The sequence below is a fragment of the Pseudarthrobacter sp. AG30 genome (assembly GCF_003116525.1).
Lineage (GTDB): Bacteria > Actinomycetota > Actinomycetes > Actinomycetales > Micrococcaceae > Arthrobacter.
On sequence record NZ_QEHL01000019.1, the window covers coordinates 85,963 to 107,801 of the forward strand.

The 21,839-nt window shown below is 68.0% G+C and carries 23 protein-coding genes and 1 riboswitch; of the genes, 15 read left to right on the plus strand and 8 right to left on the minus strand.

Features of this window, described 5'->3' with window-relative positions; all coding sequences use genetic code 11:
- The first annotated feature begins 13 nt into the window (after positions 1-13).
- A riboswitch (TPP riboswitch) is annotated at positions 14-133 on the plus strand.
- From thiO to DC347_RS16745, 3 genes are all read left to right on the plus strand, one after another.
- Positions 128-1,417, plus strand: a complete 1,290-nt coding sequence (thiO, locus tag DC347_RS16735; RefSeq protein ID WP_109863792.1) for a glycine oxidase ThiO — start codon at positions 128-130, stop codon at positions 1,415-1,417. Its footprint overlaps the riboswitch before it by 6 nt.
- Positions 1,414-1,650, plus strand: a complete 237-nt coding sequence (gene thiS, locus DC347_RS16740; protein ID WP_018760287.1) for a sulfur carrier protein ThiS — start codon at positions 1,414-1,416, stop codon at positions 1,648-1,650. Before thiO ends, thiS begins: the two co-directional genes overlap by 4 nt.
- A gap of 4 nt (positions 1,651-1,654) precedes the next feature.
- Positions 1,655-2,467, plus strand: coding sequence for a thiazole synthase (locus tag DC347_RS16745; protein ID WP_109863743.1), 813 nt, complete (start codon positions 1,655-1,657; stop codon positions 2,465-2,467).
- A gap of 63 nt (positions 2,468-2,530) precedes the next feature.
- On the opposite strand, the gene DC347_RS16750 is transcribed toward DC347_RS16745, so the two are convergent.
- The 3 genes from DC347_RS16750 to DC347_RS16760 are packed head-to-tail and all read right to left on the minus strand — an operon-like array spanning position 2,531 to position 3,794.
- A complete protein-coding gene (locus tag DC347_RS16750; RefSeq protein WP_018760285.1) occupies positions 2,531-2,833 on the minus strand; it encodes a hypothetical protein in 303 nt (100 codons plus the stop codon).
- Positions 2,834-2,859: 26 nt separating this feature from the next.
- Entirely contained in the window at positions 2,860-3,084 is a 225-nt protein-coding gene (locus tag DC347_RS16755; RefSeq protein ID WP_018760284.1) for a DUF3107 domain-containing protein, read from the minus strand.
- Between the two features lie 44 nt (positions 3,085-3,128).
- On the minus strand, positions 3,129-3,794 hold the full coding sequence (locus DC347_RS16760; protein ID WP_018760283.1) for a TetR/AcrR family transcriptional regulator: 666 nt from the start codon (positions 3,792-3,794) through the stop codon (positions 3,129-3,131).
- Positions 3,795-3,878: 84 nt separating this feature from the next.
- Here DC347_RS16760 and moeB point away from each other — a divergent pair, with 84 nt between their 5' ends.
- Positions 3,879-5,078, plus strand: a complete 1,200-nt coding sequence (gene moeB / locus DC347_RS16765; protein ID WP_018760282.1) for a molybdopterin-synthase adenylyltransferase MoeB — start codon at positions 3,879-3,881, stop codon at positions 5,076-5,078.
- A gap of 247 nt (positions 5,079-5,325) precedes the next feature.
- On the opposite strand, the gene DC347_RS16770 is transcribed toward moeB, so the two are convergent.
- Positions 5,326-6,651, minus strand: a complete 1,326-nt coding sequence (locus DC347_RS16770) for a glutamyl-tRNA reductase (protein WP_109863744.1) — start codon at positions 6,649-6,651, stop codon at positions 5,326-5,328.
- A 159-nt stretch (positions 6,652-6,810) separates the two neighbouring features.
- Here DC347_RS16770 and hemE point away from each other — a divergent pair, with 159 nt between their 5' ends.
- The 10 genes from hemE to hemL all read left to right on the plus strand — a co-directional run bounded on the left by hemE (position 6,811) and on the right by hemL (position 17,731).
- Positions 6,811-7,905 carry a uroporphyrinogen decarboxylase gene (gene hemE / locus DC347_RS16775; RefSeq protein WP_109863745.1) on the plus strand — a complete coding sequence of 365 codons (1,095 nt, stop codon included), beginning with the start codon at positions 6,811-6,813 and terminating at the stop codon, positions 7,903-7,905.
- A gap of 3 nt (positions 7,906-7,908) precedes the next feature.
- Positions 7,909-9,357 carry a protoporphyrinogen oxidase gene (gene hemG, locus DC347_RS16780; RefSeq protein WP_109863746.1) on the plus strand — a complete coding sequence of 483 codons (1,449 nt, stop codon included), beginning with the start codon at positions 7,909-7,911 and terminating at the stop codon, positions 9,355-9,357.
- Between the two features lie 138 nt (positions 9,358-9,495).
- Complete coding sequence (locus tag DC347_RS21540) at positions 9,496-10,299, plus strand: hypothetical protein (RefSeq protein ID WP_133247102.1); 804 nt, start codon at positions 9,496-9,498, stop codon at positions 10,297-10,299.
- A 111-nt stretch (positions 10,300-10,410) separates the two neighbouring features.
- Positions 10,411-11,112: a hydrogen peroxide-dependent heme synthase gene (gene hemQ, locus DC347_RS16795; RefSeq protein WP_018760278.1), complete on the plus strand. Its 702-nt coding sequence runs from the start codon at positions 10,411-10,413 to the stop codon at positions 11,110-11,112.
- On the plus strand, positions 11,109-12,350 hold the full coding sequence (locus tag DC347_RS16800; RefSeq protein WP_109863749.1) for a ferrochelatase: 1,242 nt from the start codon (positions 11,109-11,111) through the stop codon (positions 12,348-12,350). Before hemQ ends, DC347_RS16800 begins: the two co-directional genes overlap by 4 nt.
- Positions 12,347-13,345, plus strand: coding sequence for a hydroxymethylbilane synthase (gene hemC / locus DC347_RS16805; protein WP_109863750.1), 999 nt, complete (start codon positions 12,347-12,349; stop codon positions 13,343-13,345). Before DC347_RS16800 ends, hemC begins: the two co-directional genes overlap by 4 nt.
- A 7-nt stretch (positions 13,346-13,352) precedes the next feature.
- Complete coding sequence (locus DC347_RS16810) at positions 13,353-14,249, plus strand: uroporphyrinogen-III synthase (RefSeq protein ID WP_109863751.1); 897 nt, start codon at positions 13,353-13,355, stop codon at positions 14,247-14,249.
- A 60-nt stretch (positions 14,250-14,309) separates the two neighbouring features.
- Complete coding sequence (gene hemB / locus DC347_RS16815; protein ID WP_018760274.1) at positions 14,310-15,293, plus strand: porphobilinogen synthase; 984 nt, start codon at positions 14,310-14,312, stop codon at positions 15,291-15,293.
- Positions 15,290-16,366 (plus strand): LLM class flavin-dependent oxidoreductase, encoded by a 1,077-nt coding sequence (locus tag DC347_RS16820; protein ID WP_018760273.1) that lies wholly within the window; start codon positions 15,290-15,292, stop codon positions 16,364-16,366. The genes hemB and DC347_RS16820 overlap by 4 nt, the downstream gene beginning before the upstream one ends.
- 33 nt (positions 16,367-16,399) lie before the next feature.
- Positions 16,400-17,731, plus strand: a complete 1,332-nt coding sequence (gene hemL / locus DC347_RS16825; protein WP_109863752.1) for a glutamate-1-semialdehyde 2,1-aminomutase — start codon at positions 16,400-16,402, stop codon at positions 17,729-17,731.
- Positions 17,732-17,844: 113 nt separating this feature from the next.
- Here the strand turns inward: hemL and DC347_RS16830 are convergent, their stop codons facing one another.
- The 4 genes from DC347_RS16830 to DC347_RS16845 form a co-directional block, all read right to left on the minus strand.
- Positions 17,845-18,582, minus strand: coding sequence for an amino acid ABC transporter ATP-binding protein (locus DC347_RS16830; protein ID WP_109863753.1), 738 nt, complete (start codon positions 18,580-18,582; stop codon positions 17,845-17,847).
- Positions 18,579-19,343 (minus strand): amino acid ABC transporter permease, encoded by a 765-nt coding sequence (locus tag DC347_RS16835; protein ID WP_109863754.1) that lies wholly within the window; start codon positions 19,341-19,343, stop codon positions 18,579-18,581. Before DC347_RS16835 ends, DC347_RS16830 begins: the two co-directional genes overlap by 4 nt.
- 12 nt (positions 19,344-19,355) lie before the next feature.
- On the minus strand, positions 19,356-20,303 hold the full coding sequence (locus DC347_RS16840) for an ABC transporter substrate-binding protein (RefSeq protein WP_018760269.1): 948 nt from the start codon (positions 20,301-20,303) through the stop codon (positions 19,356-19,358).
- A gap of 331 nt (positions 20,304-20,634) precedes the next feature.
- Entirely contained in the window at positions 20,635-21,345 is a 711-nt protein-coding gene (locus DC347_RS16845) for a 3'-5' exonuclease (RefSeq protein WP_109863755.1), read from the minus strand.
- 63 nt (positions 21,346-21,408) lie between these two features.
- Between DC347_RS16845 and DC347_RS16850 the strand changes: the two genes are divergently transcribed.
- Entirely contained in the window at positions 21,409-21,825 is a 417-nt protein-coding gene (locus DC347_RS16850) for an MGMT family protein (protein WP_109863756.1), read from the plus strand.
- The last annotated feature ends 14 nt before the right edge of the window (positions 21,826-21,839 follow it).

The following is a 21,839-nucleotide window of genomic DNA, read 5'->3' on the forward strand; positions in this document are numbered from 1 at the left end:
TTCCTCTAAACTGGGCTGGTACTGCGGGAGCCCGCGGCAGCTGTCACAAAGCGCCGGGCTGAGAGGGCGTCGGAGCCGACCGCTTGACCTGATCCGGCTAATACCGGCGTAGGGAAGGAACCACACCATGACCAGCACCAGGAACTGCCTGCCCGGACCTGGCGATGACGCCATCCGGGCCGACGTCGCCGTCATCGGCGCCGGAGTGGTGGGACACGGAATCGCCTGGGAGATCCAGCGCTCCGGCAGGTCCGTTGCCCTCATCGATGACGCGCCCGGCGCCGGCGCCAGCTGGGCCGCTGCCGGCATGCTGGCCCCCGTCAGCGAGCTGCACTACCAGGAAGAGGACCTCCTGGAACTCATGCTCGACGCATCATCCCGCTGGCCAGGCTTCGCTGCCGGCGTCGCCGCAGCAGCCGGAGCCGGGACCGGCTACCTGACGACACCCACCCTCGCTGTCGGTGTCGACGCTGCCGACCGGCGGGCGCTGATGGACCTGCGCGCAGTGCAGCAGGCCAGTGGCCTGGAGGTGGCACCGTTGACCGTGCGTGAAGCCCGCAGCCGCGAACCCCTGCTGAGCCCGGGGATCTCATGTGCGCTGGACACCCCGGCCGACCACCAGGTGGACCCGAGGAGGCTGATAGCGTCCGTGCGCCTGGCGCTCGCCGCAACGGTACGGGAAACCCCGACGGTGGCGGTTGCCGGTGCAACGGAAGGTTTTGCCGTCCCGGAGCGGGCGGCCGGACTGCTGTGGAAGGACGGGACGGTGGCCGGCGTCCGCCTTGGGAGCGGCAGCACAGTCCTGGCGGGGGAAACTGTCGTGGCCAACGGCCTGCACGCGGCGTCCCTTGACGGCTTGCCCCACGGCCTTGACCTGCCGCTGCGGCCGGTGCACGGGGACATCCTCCGGCTTTCCGTGCCGCAGCACCTCCGCCCGTTGGTGACAGCCACGGTGCGCGGGCTGGTCCACGGGATCCCGGTGTACATCGTGCCCCGGGAGGATGGCACGGTAGTCATCGGCGCCTCCCAACGGGAGGACGCCCTCTCCGACGCCGTGAGCGCCGGGAGCGTCTACCAGCTGCTCCGGGACGCCCAGGCGCTGGTGCCCGCCGTCGCCGAACTTGAACTCCTGGAATGCACCGCCCGGGCGCGCCCCGGAACCCCCGACAATGCACCCTTGCTGGGCCGGGTTGCGGCGTCCTTGGGATCCGGGGGCCCAGCCGACGGGCACGTGCCGGGGCTGATCATCGCGACCGGTTTCTTCCGGCACGGGGTGCTGCTCACGCCCGCCGCCGCCGCTATCTGCACGGCACTCCTGGACGGGGCCGCCGATCCCCGCTGGGCACCGTTCAGCCCGGACCGTTTTTCCGGGTCGGCCGTGGCCGTCCCCAGCCCCCATCTGAAGGAGACAGCGTGAACATCACCCTCAACGGAAACCCGCACACCGTGGCCGACGGCGCCTCCATCACCACGCTCGTCAGCCAGGTCACCGGGCGGCCGCTGGCCCCCAACGGCCAGGCGACGGACGGCAGGAAACTGGGCGTCGCCGTCGCCCACAACGCCCAGGTGGTGCCGCGCAGCCAATGGTTCGGTACCGCGCTCGCCGACGGCGACGACATCGAACTCGTCACTGCAGTACAAGGAGGCTGACCCCATGACCGAAACCGGCACCATCAACACCGCAAGCCAAGCCGCAGATGACACCCTGGTGATCGACGGCGTCGCCCTCGGATCCCGGCTCATCATGGGCACCGGCGGTGCACCCAGCCTGGACGGCCTGGGCGCTGCGCTCCTGGCCTCCGGCACGGCACTGACCACGGTGGCCATGCGGCGCTACTCAACCGCGGAAACCGGCTCTCTGTTCCAGTTGCTGGTGGACCACGGGATCAAAGTCCTGCCCAACACCGCTGGCTGCTTCACGGCCCGGGACGCTGTCCTCACCGCGGAACTGGCCCGGGAGGCCCTCGAAACCGGCTGGGTGAAGCTGGAAGTCATCGCCGACGAGCAGACCCTGCTGCCGGACGCCGTGGAACTCGTTGACGCCACCGAGCAGCTGGTCAACCGCGGCTTCAAGGTCTTTGCCTACACCAACGACGATCCCGTGCTGGCGCTGCGGCTGGAAAATCTTGGTGCCACCGCCGTGATGCCGCTCGGCGCACCGATCGGCACCGGCCTGGGCATCCTGAACCCGCACAACATCGAACTCATCGTCTCCCGGGCCTCGGTTCCCGTGGTCCTGGACGCGGGCATCGGTACGGCCTCCGACGCCGCCCTGGCCATGGAACTGGGCTGCGACGCCGTCCTGCTGGCCACAGCCGTGACGCGTGCGCAGAACCCGGCGCTGATGGGGGAAGCGTTCAAGCACGCTGTGGTTTCCGGACGGTTGGCGAGGGCAGCCGGACGCATCCCGCGCCGGGAACACGCCCTGGCCTCATCGGCGATGGAGGGCCGGGCCGAGTTCCTCTAGCCCCCAAAAAGCCTGTGGCCACCACCCGTCCGGGTGGTGGCCACAGCTTTACTCAGGGTCGGTTCAGCCCCGCAGGACCGCGTTCAGCCGTTCGGTGTCATGGCGTGTCCGGGTGCGGCCCAGGTAGGCGACGGCGGCAATGGCCGCGGCGGTGCCGAGGACGATGGGCAGGACCCAGGGGAGCCACGTCAAACCCGGAAGGTAGCCGAAACCTGCCGTCATGAGGATGATCCACGCCATCGCCGCGACGCCCACGGCGATCCCGGCGGGCACGCCCGCGCCGTATCGGGAATGGCGTTTGTCATTGGCCCAGACGATAAACCCGGCGGCGAGCGTGGCAAGCACCACGATGGTCAGCGACAGCATGGATCTCCTTGGAACGTGCGGTCAGCCTAGAACTGGCCGAAACCTACGCGGCGGACCTCTTCAGCGCCAATTTCCACATAGGCAAGTGCGTTGCCGGGCACAATGATCAGGCGTCCCTTGTCATCCTTCAGGCGCAACTGGGTGCCGTCATTGATGGCTTCACCAACAGTCTTGGCCACCGTCTCAGCATCCTGGTCTGATTCGAGCACGATTTCGCGGCCAACGTTTTGAACGCCGATCTTAATTTCCAAGGGGGCCTCCCAGCCTGGTTCGTCGATGATGTCTTATTTGTAGTCTAGGACTCTTTGGGGAAGCGAGAGATTCCGCGCCAAGCTAAACGGTAGATGAGGTCGCTGGCCACGTTGAGGTCCAGGTTGCCGTCCGTTTCCAGCCAATACCGGGCGCTGACCTGCGCCATCCCGGCAAGGCCGCGGCCCAGGAGCTCCGCCTCCAAGTGGGGGAGCTTGGTGTCCTCGGCAATGACCCGGGCGATGGCGTCTGCGAAGGTCCGATTAAAGGTCTCCAGCCTGGAGCTGACATCGGGATCGTTGATCAGGTCCGATTCGAACACCAGGCGGTGTGCCTGGTCGTCGTTGGCGATGAAGTGGAAGTAGGCGCGCATGACGGCCTGAACGCGCTCGTCGTTGTCCGTGGTGGAGTTCAACGCCCCCAGCATCAGCTCGGTCAGTGACGTCAGGTGGCTTTCCAGCAGGGCCAGGTACAGCTCACGCTTGGACGGGAAGTGCTGGTACAGGACAGGCTTGCTCACGTGGGCAGTCTCTGCAATTTCGTCCATCGCGGCCCCGTGGTAGCCGTTCGCAACGAAAACTTCCTGGGCGGCGGCAAGCAACTGCGCGCGGCGTTCGTCCCGGGGCAGCCGGGCGGACCGTTGGCCTGCGGGGCGGGAGGGAGTTTGCGGTTCGGCCGCGGGCGGGCGGTCAGCCCGTGCTTCAGGGACCACAGTTGTCCTTCTTTCCATTGCAGTTACATTCACTTTACTGCGGGGTAATATGACCCGGCGGTATCCCGGGGCATACATTGAAGTATGGCTTCGACGTTCACCGCAAATGTTTCAACCCATTCGCTGGATCCGCTGGTGGAACCGGCAGCTGCCCTGACGTCCGCCGAGGTGGAACGCTACTCCCGGCACCTGATCATTCCCGAGATCGGCGCGCTGGGGCAGCGGCGGCTCAAGAACGCCAAAGTGCTGGTCATCGGAGCCGGCGGCCTCGGTTCACCAGCACTGCTGTACCTCGCCGCGGCTGGGGTGGGGACGCTGGGCATCATCGACGACGACGTGGTGGACCTGAGCAACCTGCAGCGCCAGGTCATCCATGGCGTGCAGGATGTGGGACGGCCCAAGATCGAGTCGGCCCGCGATGCCATCGCCGCCCTGAACCCGCTGGTGGATGTCCGGCTCCACAACGTGCGCCTGGATTCGGGCAATGCGCTTGAACTGTTCGCAGAGTACGACCTGATCCTGGACGGCGCTGACAACTTCGCCACCAGGTATCTGGTGAACGATGCCGCCGCGATCCTGGGCAAGCCTTATGTGTGGGGCTCCATCTTCCGCTTCGACGGACAGGTGAGTGTCTTCTGGGAGAAGCACGGCCCCACGTACCGGGACCTCTACCCCGAGGCCCCTCCCGCCGGTTCCGTGCCTTCCTGCGGCGAGGGCGGCGTCTTCGGTATGTTGTGCGCCGCCGTGGGCTCGCTGATGGTCACCGAGGCGGTGAAGCTGATTACCGGCGTCGGGCGCTCCCTGCTGGGCCGCGTGGCGCTGTTCGATGCCCTGGGCGGCAGCTGGCGGGAGATCCGGGTCGCCAAGGACCCGGCGGCGGAGCCCATCACTGAACTCACGGACTATGAGGCGTTTTGCGGGATTGCCCCGGCGTCCACCACGGACACGGAACACACCATCACCGCCACCCAGCTGGCCACCATGCTGGCATCGCGGAAAGCCGGGCTCAAGGACTTCGAACTGGTGGACGTACGGGAGGCCGGCGAGTACGACATCGTCCGGATCGACGGAGCCAAGCTCATCCCGCAGGGACGGATCCTGGCGGGCGAGGCGTGGGGCGAACTACCGCAGGACCGGGACATCGTGTTCCACTGCAAGGCCGGGACGCGCTCGGCGAACGTCCTCGCGGCGGCCCGCCAGGCAGGCTACCAGCGGGTCAGCCACCTCGACGGCGGGATCCTGGCCTGGGTGCGCGAGGTGGAGCCTGACAAGCCCGTCTACTGACGGAAACGCCCGCTCCCTTTCGACACCAATTTCCCCAACGCCCGCTCACTTTCGACAGCTTCCAAACCAACGCCCGCTCACTTTCTTGAAGGAAGTGAGCGGGCGTTGACGTGAGAAGGGCAGGAAGTGAGCGGGCGTTGGCGTGAGAGGGGCAGGAAGTGAGCGGGCGTTGGCTCAATGGGGGTAGGAAGTGAGCGGGCGTTGGCTCAATGGGGGTAGGAAGTGAGCGGGCGTTGCTGCCGGGACGTCAGGCGGTTTCGCGGCCTGTGTGGTCCACCGGGCATTCGGCCTCCGCGGTTGCGGCCGGAGCGGCTCCGGGCTGCTCGACGGTGATGCCGTACAGGGCTTCCAAAGCGGCCACGTAGTCATCCTGCTGCCCGTTGGCGGCAAGTTCGCGGGCGCGTACGGTGGGCACGTGCAGCAGCTGCTTGACCATCCGTCGGAGCGCGAATTCGACTTCTTCCGCGGCGGCGGTGCAGCCGTGGCGGGCCCGGACCTTTTCCATCTCCGCGTCCAGCACGTTCATGGTGTGGCGGCGCAGGGCAACGATGGCGGAGTCCACCGAGCGGGCTTCGCGTTCCTGTTCGAACGCCCTGGCGGCGCCGTTGACGATGCCGCTTGCGTGCGTCAGCGATTCGGCCTGCTCCTGTGGGGCAGCGAGGCGCACCGATTCCAGGGTGAGCAGCTCGACGCCGTCCAGTTCGCCGACGGCGGGGTCGAAATCGTGGGTGAGGGCAAGGTCGATGGCGATCAACGGCTGCGTGGAATCCGCACGGACCTCGGCCAGTTCATCGGCTTCCACCCGGGTGTCCGAACCGCTGCAGCCAATCATGACGTCAGCCGCAGCAACCGCCGGTCGCAGGGACTCGGCGTCCAGCGCCGTGCCGCCGCGTGTTGCCACGAATCCTTCGGCCCGCCCTGAAGACGAGTAGACACTGATGTCCGTGCAGCCGCGTTCGCGGAGGAGGGCCATGGTGGCGCCTGCGTAGGCGCCGGTTCCGAAAAGCACTACCTTCTTTGCAGACCAGTCGGGGCTTTCGGAAAGGTCGGTGGCAAGATCCAGGGCCACCGAGACAATGGAGAGGCCGCGGGACCCCAGGGCAGTCTGGGCGCCGACGTCCTTGGCGGTCTTGGACGCGGCCTGGAAGAGCCGGACCAGTCCGGCGCTGGCGGTGCCGTCGTGCTGTGCGGTAATCAGTGCCCGCCGTACCTGCCCGGCAATTTCGCGTTCACCGACGACGGCGGAGTCAAGCCCGGCGCTCACGGCGAACAGGTGCTGGGTCACCTCGGGCCCGGTACGGGTATTGAACGAACGCGAGACCAAGGGTTCAGCCAAGCCGCTGGCCTCGCTGATGCGGGCGACGAGGGCGGCGCGGGCAGCCTCGACGTCGGCAGCGTTGGGGGCTTCACCGTAGATCTCGAAGCGGTTGCAGGTGGCCAGGACCACGGCGCCGGCCACGGCGGGGGATTCGATGAGGGTGGACGCGGCAATCCCTGAGGAACCGTTGCTCAGCTGAGCGACGGTTTCAAGATCGATGTCGGCGTGTGTAGCCACCAATGAGAAAAGAACCACAGCAGACCAATCATAGCTTTTTCGTTGCCCGGTAGAACAACCGCCGGAAAGGATAGTCGCCACACCCTGCGGTGATCCCGGACACCTTCCCGTTGCGAGGGCCGCACGGCGACAGGTTGTCGTTATCTTTTGCGGCTCTTTTTGGGCACAATCAAAAGCATGACTCCTAGCCCTGCCGTCTCCGCTGCCGGCGCCCTCGCCGCAGACCATCCACTGATGGACGGCCGCACAGCGGACTCACCGCTGATCACGGCCTACCGCGGAGGCAAACCCTCCCGCCGTCCCGTCTGGTTCATGCGGCAGGCGGGCCGGTCCTTGCCGGAGTACCTCAAGGTCCGCGAGGGCATCGCCATGCTGGACTCCTGCCTCCGGCCCGAACTGGCCTCGGAGATCACGCTGCAGCCCGTACGACGCCACGACGTCGACGCCGGCATCTTCTTCTCCGACATCGTGATTCCGCTGAAGCTGGCCGGCGTCGACGTCGACATCGTGCCGGGGGTGGGGCCCGTCCTGGACAAGCCCGTGCGCACGGCCGCCGACGTTGCCGCCCTCCCGCAGCTGACCTGGGAAGCGCTTGAGCCCATCCGCGAGGCCGTCCGCCTGACGGTGGCTGAACTGGGCAAGACGCCGCTCATCGGTTTCGCCGGCGCCCCCTTCACGCTGGCCGCGTACATGGTCGAAGGAAAGCCGTCGCGCGACCACCTTGGCCCGCGCACCATGATGCACGCCGACCCCGAAACCTGGCACGCCCTGGCAAATTGGGCCGCAGACGCCTCCGGCATGTTCCTCCAGGCGCAGCTGGAGGCGGGTGCCTCGGCGGCCCAGCTCTTCGACTCATGGGCCGGCTCGCTGGGCCTGGCCGACTACACCCGCTATGTCGCACCGGCCTCGGCCCGGGCCCTTGACCACGTCCGCCACCTCGGTGCTCCGCTCATCCACTTCGGCACCGGAACCTCCGAACTCCTGGTGGCCATGCGTGACGTTGGCGTGGACGTGGTGGGGGTGGACTACCGGCTCCCCCTTGATGAGGCGAACCGCCGGCTGGGCGGAACGGTTCCGCTGCAGGGCAACATCGACCCCGCGCTGCTCCCAGCTCCTTGGAACATCCTCGAAGCCCACGTCCGGGAGGTCATCGCGGCCGGTTCCGCCGCCCCCGGCCATGTCCTGAACCTGGGGCACGGCGTGCCGCCCGAAACGGATCCGGCCGTCCTGACCCGGGTGGTGGAGCTCATCCACTCCATCCCGCCGGCGTAACCCGTGGGCAGTTCTCCGGCGAAGCCCGGCACGGCGCTGGTGGTGGGCGGCGGGATTTCCGGGCTCCTGTCCGCCCGGGAGCTCACCACAGCCGGCCTTGACGTCACCGTGCTCGAGGCCGGTGACGCTTGGGGAGGCTGCGTTGGCAGCCACACCGTGTCCGGCCTCACGCTGGACAGCGGTGCGGAATCCTTCGCCACAAGGTCCGACGCCGTAGCCCGCCTTGCCACCGAACTGGGACTGGGCGGAAGGATCGTTTCCCCACGCCCGGGCGGTGCCTGGGTCCAGCTTCCCGACGGGCCCCGCGAACTGCCCAAGACCGGCGTGCTGGGCATTCCGGCCAACCCCTGGGACCCGGAGGTCCGGCGGACCCTGGGCATCATGGGCTCGCTGCGTGCCTCGCTGGACCGGCTCCTGCCTGCCTCGGTGGGTGCCGGTACCGGCGTAACCAGCGTTGCCGCCCTCGTCCGGGCACGGATGGGCGCGCGGGTGCTGGACCGGCTGGTTTCCCCCGTCGTGGGCGGTGTCCACTCCGCGGATCCCGGGCTGCTCGACGTCGACATGGTGGCGCCGGGCCTTCGAACCGGGCTGCGGAAACACGGTTCCCTCGCTGCCGCGGTGTCTGCGCAGCGTCGACGCGCAATCGGTGCGGGAGCCACCGATCCGGGCCGTCCCGTCAAGGCCGGGTCCGCCGTCGCCGGTCTTGACGGTGGCATGCACACGCTGGTGGATGCCCTGGTGGCCGATCTGCGGTCGCGGGGGGTGACCCTGCTGGCGGGCACGGCGGCGACGGCCGTCAGCCGCACCATTACAGGGTGGCGGGTGGACGCCGCCGGCGCGCCGTTCACCGGCGACCTGCTGGTCATGGCAGTCGACGGTCCGGCCGCCGTCGGGCTCCTGGAAGCTGCGGTCCCTGCGATCGCAGGGAAGCAGCCGGCCTCCGGGCCTGACGTCAAACTTGTCACCCTGGTGCTGGACCAGCCGGACCTGGACCGGCGGCCACGCGGAACCGGGATCCTGGTGGCCCCGCAAACCCCAGGCGTCGAGGCGAAGGCACTCACCCATGCCACCGGCAAATGGGACTGGCTCGCCGCCGCTGCAGGCCCCGGCCGCCACGTGCTGCGGCTGTCTTACGGCCGGGTGGACGGCGCCTCCGCCCAGCCAGGCGGCCCGGACTCCGATGAGGAGCTCTTCGCGGCGTCGCTTCGCGACGCATCAGCACTGCTGGGCGTTCCCGTCGCGGCCGGCGACATCCGGGACTGGGACGTAGTGCGGTGGCGCGGGTCCCTCCCCTTCGCCGCGGTGGGACACCGGGCGCGGGCGGCAGCCATCCGGGAGGCGTGCACGGCTGCCGGCGGCCTGGCCGTCGTCGGCGGCTGGATGGCCGGGAACGGCCTGGCTGCCGTTGTTGCCGATACCCGGGAACAAATTGGCCGGATGACCGGCGCCTGACCATCACTGCTGGTCAGTGCGTCGGGGCGCCTTGACGCCCCCGTCCAGAACCTGCGGCCGGGCAGTTCCCGGTTTTCAATCGGGCCGGCGTTCTGGTTAGGGTCGATGACTATGGTTCAACACAGGTCCGAGCTTCCAATGTCCCGGACCGGTATCCATGGGGGACTCCGGCGAGGCACCGCAGCAGCGGCCGTCGGAGCGGTACTGGTTCTTTCCACCGGCGTCCAGGCGTCCTTGGCCGAGGACGCAGTCCCGCCGCAGGATCCCACGGCGGAAGCGTCGCTGAGTGCCGGCACAACAGCGTCCGCCGCCGTTTCGGCGGGAGGCCCGCTGTCCGCGCTGCTTCCCGATCTTCCGCTCCCGACCACCTCCGGGACTCCTTTGTCCCCGGCCGCGCGGACCCCCATGCCGACAACCCCTGCGCCGTCGTCGACTCCTTCGCCATCCTCTTCGCCGTCGTCCGCCAGGCCCGCCCCCGCCACCGCCCCGGCACCTGCCGCGTCCACGGGTGCCGGCGCGGCGTCCGGCTCCGCGGCAGGGGTGTCCCCATCAGCGCCGGCGCCTGCCCCGGCGGCGGTCCCTCCCGTGCCCGGAGCTGTCGATCCGGGCACGGGATCCAGCGTCGCAGCAGCAACGCCCGGCACGGCCGCCGGTGACGCTGCAGCAGGCCAGGAGAGTACGGCGCCGGTTGCTGCCGGTCCGGAAACCGGCGGGGCTCCGTCGACTGGCTTGCCGTCCAGCACTGCCCTGCAGCCGGGCGCCCAGCCGTCCCCGGCAGCCCGCACCGCGCAGGCGGCCGGAGTCCCGGCAAGTCCGGGCCGCCCGGTTTCGTCCATCGAGGCCCTGCCGGGTGTCCCCGATGCCATGGTGTGGCTGGGAGTCGGGCTCGTCGGCGTGGGGACCGCCGCCGGCCTCGTGTTCCTGCGCATGCGCCGGTTGTAAACGCCGTGCAGCCTGACCCGCGGGGCGGGATAATGTGACATTAATCACTTCTACGAGTTGTAGAACTGTTCGGTTTCCACTTGGTGGCGGTGAAGGGGCAAACTGGTAACCATGAGCCACACTTCTGCCGAATCTGTCACTAAAACCGAAGAATCAGCCGAGCAGTTCTTCACCCTCTGGACGGTCTTCAAGCGGTCGGCGTCGGTGGTCCGCAGCGCAGACGCTGCCGCCGACTTCGAAGCCCTGCTGGAGCGGCTCGCCGAGGCGGGCGTGACGCACCGGGGCAGCTACGACGTCTCCGCCATGCGTGCCGACGCCGACGTGATGGTGTGGCTCCACGGGCCCAAGCCCGAGGCGCTGCAGCAGGCCATCCGCGACATCCGCCGCAGCACCCTGTTTGCCGGGACCGAGATTGTCTGGTCCGCCATGGGTGTCCACCGCGAGGCCGAATTCGCCAAGAACCACACGCCCGCCTACTCGCGCGGCGTCGCGCCGGCTGAATGGCTCTGTGTCTACCCGTTCGTCCGCTCCTACGAGTGGTACATCCTGCCGGAGGAGGAGCGCGGCGCGATGCTCCGGGAGCACGGACTCCTGGGCCGGGAGTTCCCCCAGGTAATCTCCAACACCGTTTCCTCGTTCGCGCTGGGGGACTGGGAATGGATCCTTGGACTGGAAGCGCCCGAACTCGTGGACCTGGTGGACCTGATGCGCCACCTGCGCGCCACCGAGGCACGCAACCACGTCCGTGAAGAAGTGCCCTTCTACACCGGCCGCCGGATCACCGCCGATGAGGTTGCCGAGGTCCTCGCATGAGCCCGCTGGATCCGCAGGCAGCGGTCAACCCCGTCACGGAAGCCGGACGCATGGCGCCAAAGAATTACGACGCCGTCCTGCTCGCCTCGTTCGGCGGACCGGAAGGCCAGGACGATGTCATTCCGTTCCTGCGCAACGTCACCCGCGGCCGCGGAATTCCGGACGAACGGCTTGAAGAGGTCTCCCACCATTACCGGGCCAACGGCGGCATCAGCCCCATCAACCAGCAAAACCGCGAGCTCAAGGCAGCCCTGGAGGCCGAGCTGGCGTCCCGGGGGATCGACCTTCCCGTCCTGTGGGGCAACCGCAACTGGGCGCCCTACATCCCGCAGACACTCCAGGAAGCGTACGACGCCGGCCACCGCCGCGTGCTGATGCTCACCACGAGTGCCTACTCCTGCTACTCCAGCTGCCGCCAGTACCGCGAGGACATCGGCATGGCCCTGACCGAAACCGGCCTGGACGGCAGGCTGGAAGTGGACAAGGTCCGCCAGTACTTCGACCACCCCGGTTTCGTGGAGCCGTTCGTCGAGGGAACCTCCGCAGGCCTGGCGGACGTCCTGGCCAAACTGGCGGCCGCAGGCACCCCGGAGGCTCCCGTCCACGTCCTGTTCGCCACCCACTCCATCCCCACCCGCGACGCCGAGGCTGCCGGCCGTTCCGAGGGCGAGCCGCGCGAGTTCGAGGAAGGCTCGGCGTACGTGGCCCAGCACCTGGCCAACGCCGCCGCGGTCATGGACCGGGTCAAGGCGGAGTCCGGCCTGGCCGCTCCGTGGTCCCTGGTGTACCAGTCCCGTTCCGGCGCCCCGCATGTTCCGTGGCTGGAACCGGACATCAATGACGCCATCGAGGAACTGGCAGGCCAAGGGGTCAAGGGAATCGTCATCGTGCCGCTGGGCTTCGTCAGCGACCACATGGAAGTCGTTTGGGACCTGGACACCGAAGCCATGGAAACCTGCGCCAACCTCGGACTGGCCGCCACCCGCGTCCCCACTCCCGGCACGCACCGCGCGTTCGTCGACGGCCTCGTGGACCTCATCTGCGAGCGGACCGTGGCGAACAACATCAGCGACCGCCCGGCCGTGACGGATCTCGGGCCCTGGTACGACGTGTGCCGGCCCGGCTGCTGCGCCAACTTCCGTGGCGAAAAGCCCACCATCTCCGGCGCTGACACCACAGTGGGAACCGGGCACGACCCCTATCCCGCGGGGACGGCCGGGGAAACGGCACAGCAGTGACTGTCCGGATCGGAACCCGCGCCAGCAAGCTCGCGCTGACCCAGACCCGGCAGACCGCGGACCAGCTGGCCGCCGTCGGGGGTTTCCCGGTGGAACTGGTGCACATCAGGACCGACGGCGACGTCCTCACCGGATCGTTGTCGCAAATGGGCGGCACCGGAGTCTTCGTCGCAGCATTGCGTGATGCCCTGCTGCGCGATGAGTGCGACGTCGCCGTCCACTCGCTCAAGGACCTGCCCACCGGACCAGCCGTGGGGCTGAGCCTGGCCGCGACGCCCCGGCGGGTGGATGTGCGGGACGTCCTGTGCGCCCGCGACGGACTCAAGCTGGCCGACCTGCCGGCGGAAGCCAAGGTGGGCACCGGTTCGCCGCGGCGGGCAGCGCAGTTGCGTGCTGCCCGGCCCGACCTGGAGATCATCGATATCCGCGGCAATGTGGACACCCGGCTGGGCCGCGTGCCCGGACTGCCCGGCAACTCCACTGACCAGGTGGTGCCCGGAAAATCCTGTGACCTCGACGCGGTGGTCCTCGCCGCCGCCGGACTGGAACGCATCGGCAGGCTGGACAGCGTCAGCGAATACCTCGAAACGGACGTGATGCTCCCCGCCGCCGGGCAGGGCTCACTGGCCATCGAGTGCCGCACGGCCGATGCCCCGCCGAAACCGGGTGCCACCGAAGGATCCCGCGAGGTGCTGGCCCAGGCGCTTGCAGCCTTGGATGACCCGGACACCCGCCTGGCGGTCACCGCCGAACGGGCCCTGCTGGCCCGGCTCGAAGCGGGCTGCGCCGCACCGGTCGGTGCGTACGCCTACCGAAAAGGCAGCATGCTCCACCTCGAAGCAGTTGTGTGCGCCGTGGACGGCACCGCCACCGTACGGGACAAACGGGCCACGGACGGGCTGACGGAAGTCGGCGCCACGTTGCTGGGCATTGAGCTGGCTGAGGTCCTCCTCGCCGCCGGAGCCGCCGACATCGCAGACCTGCAGGCGTCCTGACCTGGCGATGACGCAGCCTTCGCCGAGCCCCGGACCGGACACGCCGCGCAGCGGTGAACCGTCCGGCGGCGGACCCCTGGCCGGTGCCAGGGTGCTGGTCACCCGGAGCCCGGAACGCGCCGCCGCCCTGGTGGACGCCCTTGGAAGGGCAGGCGCCGAGACGGTTCTGCTGCCGCTGATCGACTTCGAACGGGCACCGGACCAGCACGCGGTGGACGTCGCCTGCGATGCCCTGGCCGCCGGCGCCTTTGACTGGCTGGTGCTCAGCAGCGCGACCACCGTGCACGTCCTGCTGGAAAAAGCCGCAGACCGGGGCTTCGGCCTGGCCGGACTGGTCCCTGAAGGCACGCGCATCGCGGCCATCGGTCCGGCGACGCGCAGGCTCCTGGAATCCGGTGGCCTCACCGTTTCCCTTGTTCCGGCCGGAGAGCAGTCGGCAGCGGGCCTGCTGGGCGTCTGGCCGGGAGGCGGCAGGATCCTGTTGCCGCAGGCCGACATCGCCGCTGCCACACTGGCCGATGGCCTGCGGGCGGCAGGGGGCGATGTCTCGACGGTCACTGCCTACCGCACCGTGGACTACCCGGCGGCAGCAGAGCGCCGGCTCGCCGTCCAAGCGGACGACGGCGGCGCACGCCACCAGCCGCCGTCGTACTCCCTCCTCACCCCGGAAGGCGCCGCGGCGGAGATCGCCGCGGGGCGCATCGATGCGGCGATAGCCGCCTCGCCCAGCGCTGTGCGACGCCTCTCAGCCCTCGCGGGCCGCCCGGGCTGCCGGCTGGTCGTCATCGGCCGGTCGACGGCGGAGCAGGCCGTGGCGCTCGGCCTGGACGTGGCTGCGGTGGCGGACGAGCCCACCCCTGACGGGCTGGTTGCCGCCGTCGCGAAGGCCCTCAACCCGCCCTGACCGGCCCGCCCGCCTCCCCGCTCCCCAAAAGCCTGATGAACCACGCGAAGGACAGGACCCATGACTTTCCCCAACCAACGCCCCCGCCGCCTGCGCACCACCCCCGCCATGCGCCGGTTGACCGCCGAAACCCGGCTCGCGCCCGCCGAACTCATCCTCCCGGCCTTCATCCGGGAAGGCCTCACCGAACCCAACCCCATCACGTCCATGCCGGGCGTGGTCCAGCACACCACCGACACGCTCAAACGGGCCGCGGCGGAAGCGGTGGAACTCGGCCTGGGCGGCATCATGCTCTTCGGCATCCCGGAAACCCGCGACGCCGAAGGCTCGGCGTCCCTGGATCCGGACGGTGTGCTGAACAAGGCCATCCGGGACGTCCGCGCGGAAGTGGGCGACGACCTGGTGATCATGAGCGACGTCTGCCTGGACGAATTCACCGACCACGGACACTGCGGGGTGCTCGACGCCGACGGGTACGTAGACAACGACCGCACCGTGGAAATCTACGCCCGGATGGCCGTGGCGCAAGCTGAGGCCGGCGCCCACATGCTGGGCCCCTCCGGCATGATGGACGGCCAGATCGCCGCCATCCGCTCAGCCCTTGACGACGCCGGCCACCTCAACACGTCGGTGATCGCCTACTCCGCCAAGTACGCGTCGGCGTTCTACGGACCATTCCGGGAAGCCGTGGACTCCCAGCTCAAGGGAGACCGGCGGACCTACCAGATGGATGCAGGCAACCGCACCGAAGCCCTCCGCGAAGTGGAGTTGGACCTGGCTGAAGGCGCGGACATCATCATGGTCAAACCGGCCATGAGCTACCTCGACATCGTGGCCGACGTCGCCGCGATGAGCCCCGTGCCCGTGTCCGCCTACCAGATCTCCGGCGAGTACGCGATGATCGAGGCCGCAGCCGCCAACGGCTGGATCGACCGCCGCGCCGCCATCACCGAGTCCGTCCTCGGCATCCGCCGGGCCGGCGCCCACATGGTCCTCACGTACTGGGCCACCGAACTGGCCGGCTGGCTCAAGGAATCCCGGTGACTGCCGCCCAGGCGGCGGGACCCACCGCGCCGGTGGGGGACGACCGCATCCTGTTGGGCCTGAACACCTTCGGCGACGTGGGTGAGGCCCCCGACGGCAGCCCGCAGCCGCATGCCCAGGTCCTGCGCCAACTGCTGGAACAGGCTGAACTGGCGGACGCCGTCGGACTCCACGCCTTCGGTGTGGGGGAGCACCACCGCAAGGACTACGCCGTGTCCGCGCCTGAAGTCTTCCTCGCCGCCGCTGCGGCACGCACCACCCGCATCCGCCTGGGCTCTGCCGTGACCGTCCTGAGCTCGGACGATCCCATCAGGGTGTTCCAGCGCTTCTCCACCGTGGACGCAATCTCCAACGGCCGGGCGGAAGTCATGCTGGGGCGCGGATCCTTCATCGAATCCTTCCCGCTGTTCGGGCTGGACCTGGCCGACTACGAGGTCCTGTTCGAAGAGAAACTCGAGCTGTTCGACAAGGTCCGCGCACAGAAACCTGTGCACTGGGAAGGCCGCACCCGCCCGGCCCTCGCCGGCCTGAGCGTCTACCCGCCGCTGGAACACCACCTCCTGCCCACCTGGATCGGCGTGGGAGGTACCCCCGAATCCGTCCTCCGGTGCGCCCAGTACGGCTACCCCATCATCTTCGCCATCATCGGCGGCCAGCCGCGCGGTTTCCGGCCCCTCGCCGACCTCTACCGCGAGGCCATGGCCAAGTACGGCCACCCGATGCAGCAGATGGCCACGCACTCGCCCGGCCATGTGGCCGACACCGATGAGCAGGCCCGCGAAGAGCTGTTCCCGCACTGGTTGAAGCTGCGCAACAAGCTCGGTGCCGAGCGCGGCTGGGGGCCGGCCGGCCGCGGCGAGTTCGATGCCCTCTGCTCGGCCGAGGGCGCCCTCTACGTCGGCTCGCCGGAGACGGTGGCCCAAAAGATCGTGCGGCTCAAACGCAACCTGGGCGTGGACCGCTTCGACCTGAAATACAGCAACGGGCCTTTGCCGCATGCGGCCATGATGCGCTCGATCGAATTGATGGGTACGGCGGTGGCGCCCCGGGTGGCCGAGCTGCTCGCCGGCTAACCGTGCTTACGGCTAACTGAGAGAATAGGAACCATGACTTCCAGCAATCCTCGCAACGAGGCACTCTTCGACCGCGCCCGCCAGTTGATGCCGGGCGGCGTCAACTCGCCGGTCCGCGCCTTCGGCTCCGTCGGCGGCACGCCTCGGTTCATGGTCTCAGCCAAAGGCCCCTACCTGACCGACGCCGACGGCAAGGAATACGTGGACCTCGTCTGCTCGTGGGGACCGGCCCTGCTGGGCCACGCCCACCCGGCCGTGCTGGATGCCGTCCACGCCGCCGTCGACCGTGGCCTTTCCTTCGGTGCGTCCACGCCTGATGAGGCAAACCTGGCGGCCATCGTCCAGGAACGCGTGCCCGCCGTCGAACGCCTGCGGATGGTGTCCACCGGCACCGAGGCCACCATGACGGCGGTCCGGCTGGCCCGCGGCTTCACCGGCCGCAACCTGATCATCAAGTTCGCCGGCTGCTACCACGGCCACCTTGACGGACTGCTGGCCGCCGCCGGCTCCGGCGTGGCGACGCTCGCCCTGCCCGGGTCCGCCGGCGTCACGGAAGCCACCGCAGCCGAAACCCTGGTGCTGCCCTATAACGACCTCCAGGCCGTCGAGGAAGCCTTCGCCGCGCACGGACAGAACATCGCAGCTGTCATCACCGAGGCCGCGCCGGCCAACATGGGCGTTGTCACACCCGCCGAGGGCTTCAACCTGGGCCTTTCCCGGATCACCCGGGAGCACGGCGCGCTCCTCATTGTCGATGAAGTCCTGACCGGCTTCCGCACCGGCTACTCCGGCTACTGGGGCCTCACCGGCGGCGCCCCCGACGCCGAGCAACCCTGGACCCCGGACCTGCTCACCTTCGGCAAGGTCATCGGCGGCGGAATGCCGACGGCGGCCCTGGGCGGCCGTGCCGATGTCATGGACTACCTAGCGCCCACCGGCCCCGTGTACCAGGCCGGCACGCTGTCCGGAAACCCGGTGGCGATGGCCGCCGGCGTCGCCACCCTGACCCACGCCACGCGGGATGTCTACTCCTTCATCGACGTCCGCTCGCTGGAACTGTCCTCCGCAGTTTCCACCGCCCTTGATGCCGCCGGGGTGGACCACTCCATCCAGTTCGCCGGGAACCTCTTCTCGGTGGCCTTCGGAACCTCCGCCCATGGTGTCCACAACTATGCCGACGCCCAGGCGCAGGAAACATTCCGCTACGCCCCGTTCTTCCACTCCATGCTGGAATCCGGGGTCTACCTGCCGCCCTCGGTCTTCGAGGCATGGTTCCTCTCGGCCGCGCACGACGACGACGCCATGAACCGGATCTACGACGCCCTCCCAGCCGCAGCCAAGGCGGCCGCAGCCGCCCAGGCCTAGGACCGCCGTCGGCCGTTAAACGGACAATCCCCGCCTCCCGGACTTTTCCCCCCTGCGTACAAGGGGGAAAAGTCCGGAAGGCGGGGTTTTTTGGTCCGTGCCTGCCGGGCTGCCTACAGGACGTCGGCGAGGAACCCCTTCAGCCGGTCCGTCCGTGGCTCGGTGAAGACCTGCTCAGGAGGGCCGGACTCCACCACCACGCCGGCGTCCATGAAAGTCACGGCGTCGGACACGTTGCGGGAGAAACCCATCTCGTGGGTGACAACCACCATGGTCATACCGCCCTTGGCGAGGTCCGCCATCAGGGCCAGCACGCCCTTGACCAGCTCAGGGTCCAGCGCGGAGGTCGCCTCGTCAAAGAACATCACCTCCGGCTTCATGGCCAGCGCGCGGGCAATGGCGACGCGCTGCTGCTGCCCGCCGGACAGGTTGGCGGGCCGGGAATCAGCCTTGTGCTTCAACCCGACAAGGTCCAACTGCTCCAGGGCCTTGGCGCGCGCTTCCTCCTTGGAGAGCTTGCGCAGCTTCCGCAGGGCAAGCGAGACGTTCTCCACCACCGTCTTGTGCGGGAACAGGTTGAACTGCTGGAACACCATCCCGATCCGGCGCCGGAGTTCATCAGGGTTGTCCTTCAGGACCGAACGGCCGTCCAGCAGGATGTCCCCCTGGTCCGGTTCAATCAGCCGGTTCATGACCCGCAACAGGGTGGACTTGCCCGACCCCGAAGGGCCAATGACGGAAGCCGTGGTGCCCTGCGGAACGTGCAGGTCAATGCCCCGCAGCACGTGGTTGCTGCCGAAGGACAGATGGATATTCTTTGCGCTCAGTGTTCCGGACGTGAACTCGCTCATGCCTGGGCTCCCTTCCCGACGACCGCTGCAGCTTCGTCCGGTTCTTTCTTTTCCGGCCGTCCGGTGCGGAGGCGCCTGTCGATCCAGTTCACGAAGTGCGTCAACGGAACGGTGAGCACCAGGTAAAAGACAGCCGCAGCGACGTAGGGCGACAGGTTGCCGCTGGTGGACGCCGCGTCCTTGCCGATCTGGAAGATTTCCCGTTCGCTGGCCAGCAGCCCGAGCATGAAAACCAGGGAGGACTCCTTGATCAGCGCGATGAACTGGTTGACCAGGGCCGGAAGCACCCGCCGGACACCCTGGGGCACGACCACCAGGCGCATGGCCGGGCCGTAGCCGAACCCCAGGGCACGGGTGGCTTCGAGCTGTCCCTTGTCCACGCTCTGGATGCCGGAGCGGAAGATCTCGCCGATGTAGGCGGCCGACATCAGGGACAGCGCGGCGATTGCCATCGGGTAGGGGCTGGTGGACCCGGTCCACTGCCGGACGATCGGCCCGAAGCCCAGCCCGATCACCAGGATGGTGAGGATGGGCGGCAGCCCGCGGAGCACGTCCGTGTAGATACGCGCGACCCAGCGGGCCCCGGCGCTCCGGGAGATCCCCATCAGGGCAAGCAGCATGCCAAGCACTGTTCCGATGACGCCGGAGGAGACGGCCAAAACGAGCGTATTCGGAAGCCCGACGGCGAACATTTTGGGCAGGACGGCGCCGATGGCATTCCAGTCAAGGAAGGTATCGGAGAGTAGTTTGAGGATATCCATGGAACGCCCGGGTTACTTCGCGGGAACCTGGACGGCTTTGCTGCCCGGCTTCCAGCCTTGCGGGGTCTGCTCGGCGGCCGTGGGACGGTCCGTGTACCACTGGGCCGTGAGCTTGGTCCACGTGCCGTCAGCGATAACGGCGTCGAGTCCCGCGTTGAGGGCGTCAATCAGTGGCTTGTTGTCCTTGTTCACTGCGTACGCGGTGAAGTTCTGGGTGTTGACCACCTTCTCGGCAATCTTGGTGTTGTCGCCATCCTTGACCTGCCCGGTGGCCTGCTGCGAGGGTGCCACCCAGGCGTCGACCTGGCCGGACTTCACATTGGCGTAGACAGTGTTGTAGTCCGGGAACCGGACCGGCTCGAGACCCAGGGTGTTCGTGACGTAGTCGTCCTGCACAGTGCCCTGGACCACGCCGATGCGCACGCCGTCCTTGAGGTCGGCGAAGCCCTTGACCGTGGAGTCGTTCTTGGTCACGACAGCCATGTAGCCGAAGTCGTAGCCGTTGGTGAAACCGACCGTCTCACGGCGCTTGTCCGTGGTGGAAATCGAGGAGGATCCGACGTCGAACTGCTTGTTGGCCACCTGGGACAACAGGGCCGAGAAATCGGTGGAGGCGAACTCCACCTTCAGGCCCAGCTTGTCACCGATGGCGCGCAGGAGTTCGTTGTCGTAGCCGGTGAACTTGCCGGAAGGGTCAATGAAGATGTTCGGCGGGGCATCGGAGAGGGTGCCGACGCGCAGGGTGCCCTCGGTGATGAGGCCGAGCTTGGTCTTGTCGATCTTGTCGATCGGCGTGACGTCCGCGGTGGTGTACTTGTCCAGCGTCTGCTGGTCGCTGCCCTTCAGGGCGTCGGTGGGGGTGCCGCTCGGCTGGGAGGAGCCACCGCACGCCGCGAGCGAAACCGCAAGGGCGAGGGCAACAGGAGCGGTTGTGAGCCACTTCATCGCTTTGATTTTCATCAGGTTGTCACTTTCATTGAGTCCTAAGTCGACCGGGCCGCAGGGCTGCGCTATGGCGCCTGGTACCTGCTCCCGGCGCTGGTCCAGCCGGGCTGGGCAGGCGGTGACCGCAAAACTTTATTGTCTCACCAGCGCGATTAGGGGCAGTGAGCTGAAGAAAGTGCTGCTCCATGACTTTTTGGCCGAATAATGATCAGCCGTGGAAGGATTCATGGAGTGATCAAAGCGCCAGGCGGCCACGCGAACGAAGGATCAGCCGACCTGAGGGGGAACTTTCACTAAGCAACGTGACTGTGACATGCCTCCCAATCCGGCAGGCGGCAGGAGCGGCCTAGAAGCCTCCGGCCGTAGCATCCTGTGGCGGCAGGACAGGCCAGTCTCCCTCGATCACGGCCGCAGGCTTGGTCTTGCGGAGGTAGTTCTGGAAGTCCGCGGCCTGGGCCGTAGCCCATTCGATCTGGAGCTGGTGCAGGTTGCCCGCCGGCATCTGAAGTTTGGGGAACTTCCCGGCCATCGCATCGAGCACGCGCAGGGTGGCGAGAGCGTCGGCGGCGGAGGTGTGAGCATTGTCCAGGTTCACACCGTATTCCTCGCAGAGGGCGGTGAGCGTCCGCTTGCCCTTGCGGTACCGGTCCACCTGCTTGTTCATGATGTATGGGTCCAGGATGGGGAAGCGGTGGAGTTGCGGCACCCCGTACCGCGCCGACTCCGCAGCGAGGACCGTAAAGTCGTAGCTGGCATTGAACGCGATGACCGGGATTTCCGAGTCAAAGAGTTCCTGCAGGACGGCGGCGACCTCCCGCGTCACCTCATGGGCCGGCCGGCCGTCCCGCCTCGCCTGCTCGGTGGTGATGCCGTGGACATCACTGGCCTCCGTGGGAATCTCCACACCCGGGTCCGCCAGCCACTCGTGCTCCTTGATGACCCCGCCTTCTTGGTCCACCACGGTGATCGACGCCGTGACGATCCTGGCCGCACGCGAATTACGGCCGGTGGTTTCAAGGTCAAATGCTGCGCGGGGGAGGGTATGCCAGGAGCTCATGGTTCAACGCTAAGGGGACCCGCCGACAATTTAGTGGAACGCCACTGCCGCTACATTGGATCAATGCGGAAAGAGTATGTCCAGGCGGTCCTTGCCGTTGTCAGGCTGGTTTCGCCGGGATCCGCAGTGTCGTACGGGGATGTCGCCGAGCTCCTGGGGTCCGGTGGGCCCCGGCAGGTGGGCTCGGTGATGAGCCACTTCGGAAGCGGTGTGCCCTGGTGGCGCGTCCTGAAAGCGAGCGGGCATGCCCCCGAAGGCCACGAAGCCGAGGCTTTGTACCGCTACCTCGAGGAGGGAACCCCGCTGAAGGGAGACCATGCGGCGTACCTCCGGACAGGGGAAGGACGGTGGCGCGTGGATTTGGCTGCGGCACGTTGGGCCCCCACCGACGAGGATTTTGAGCGGATCGATGCCGCCGCCGGGGAGTTGGAGCGCAGGCTCCGGAGATTGTCGGTGGCTGATGATGGAATGAGTTTGTGACAGTAACAATCCCC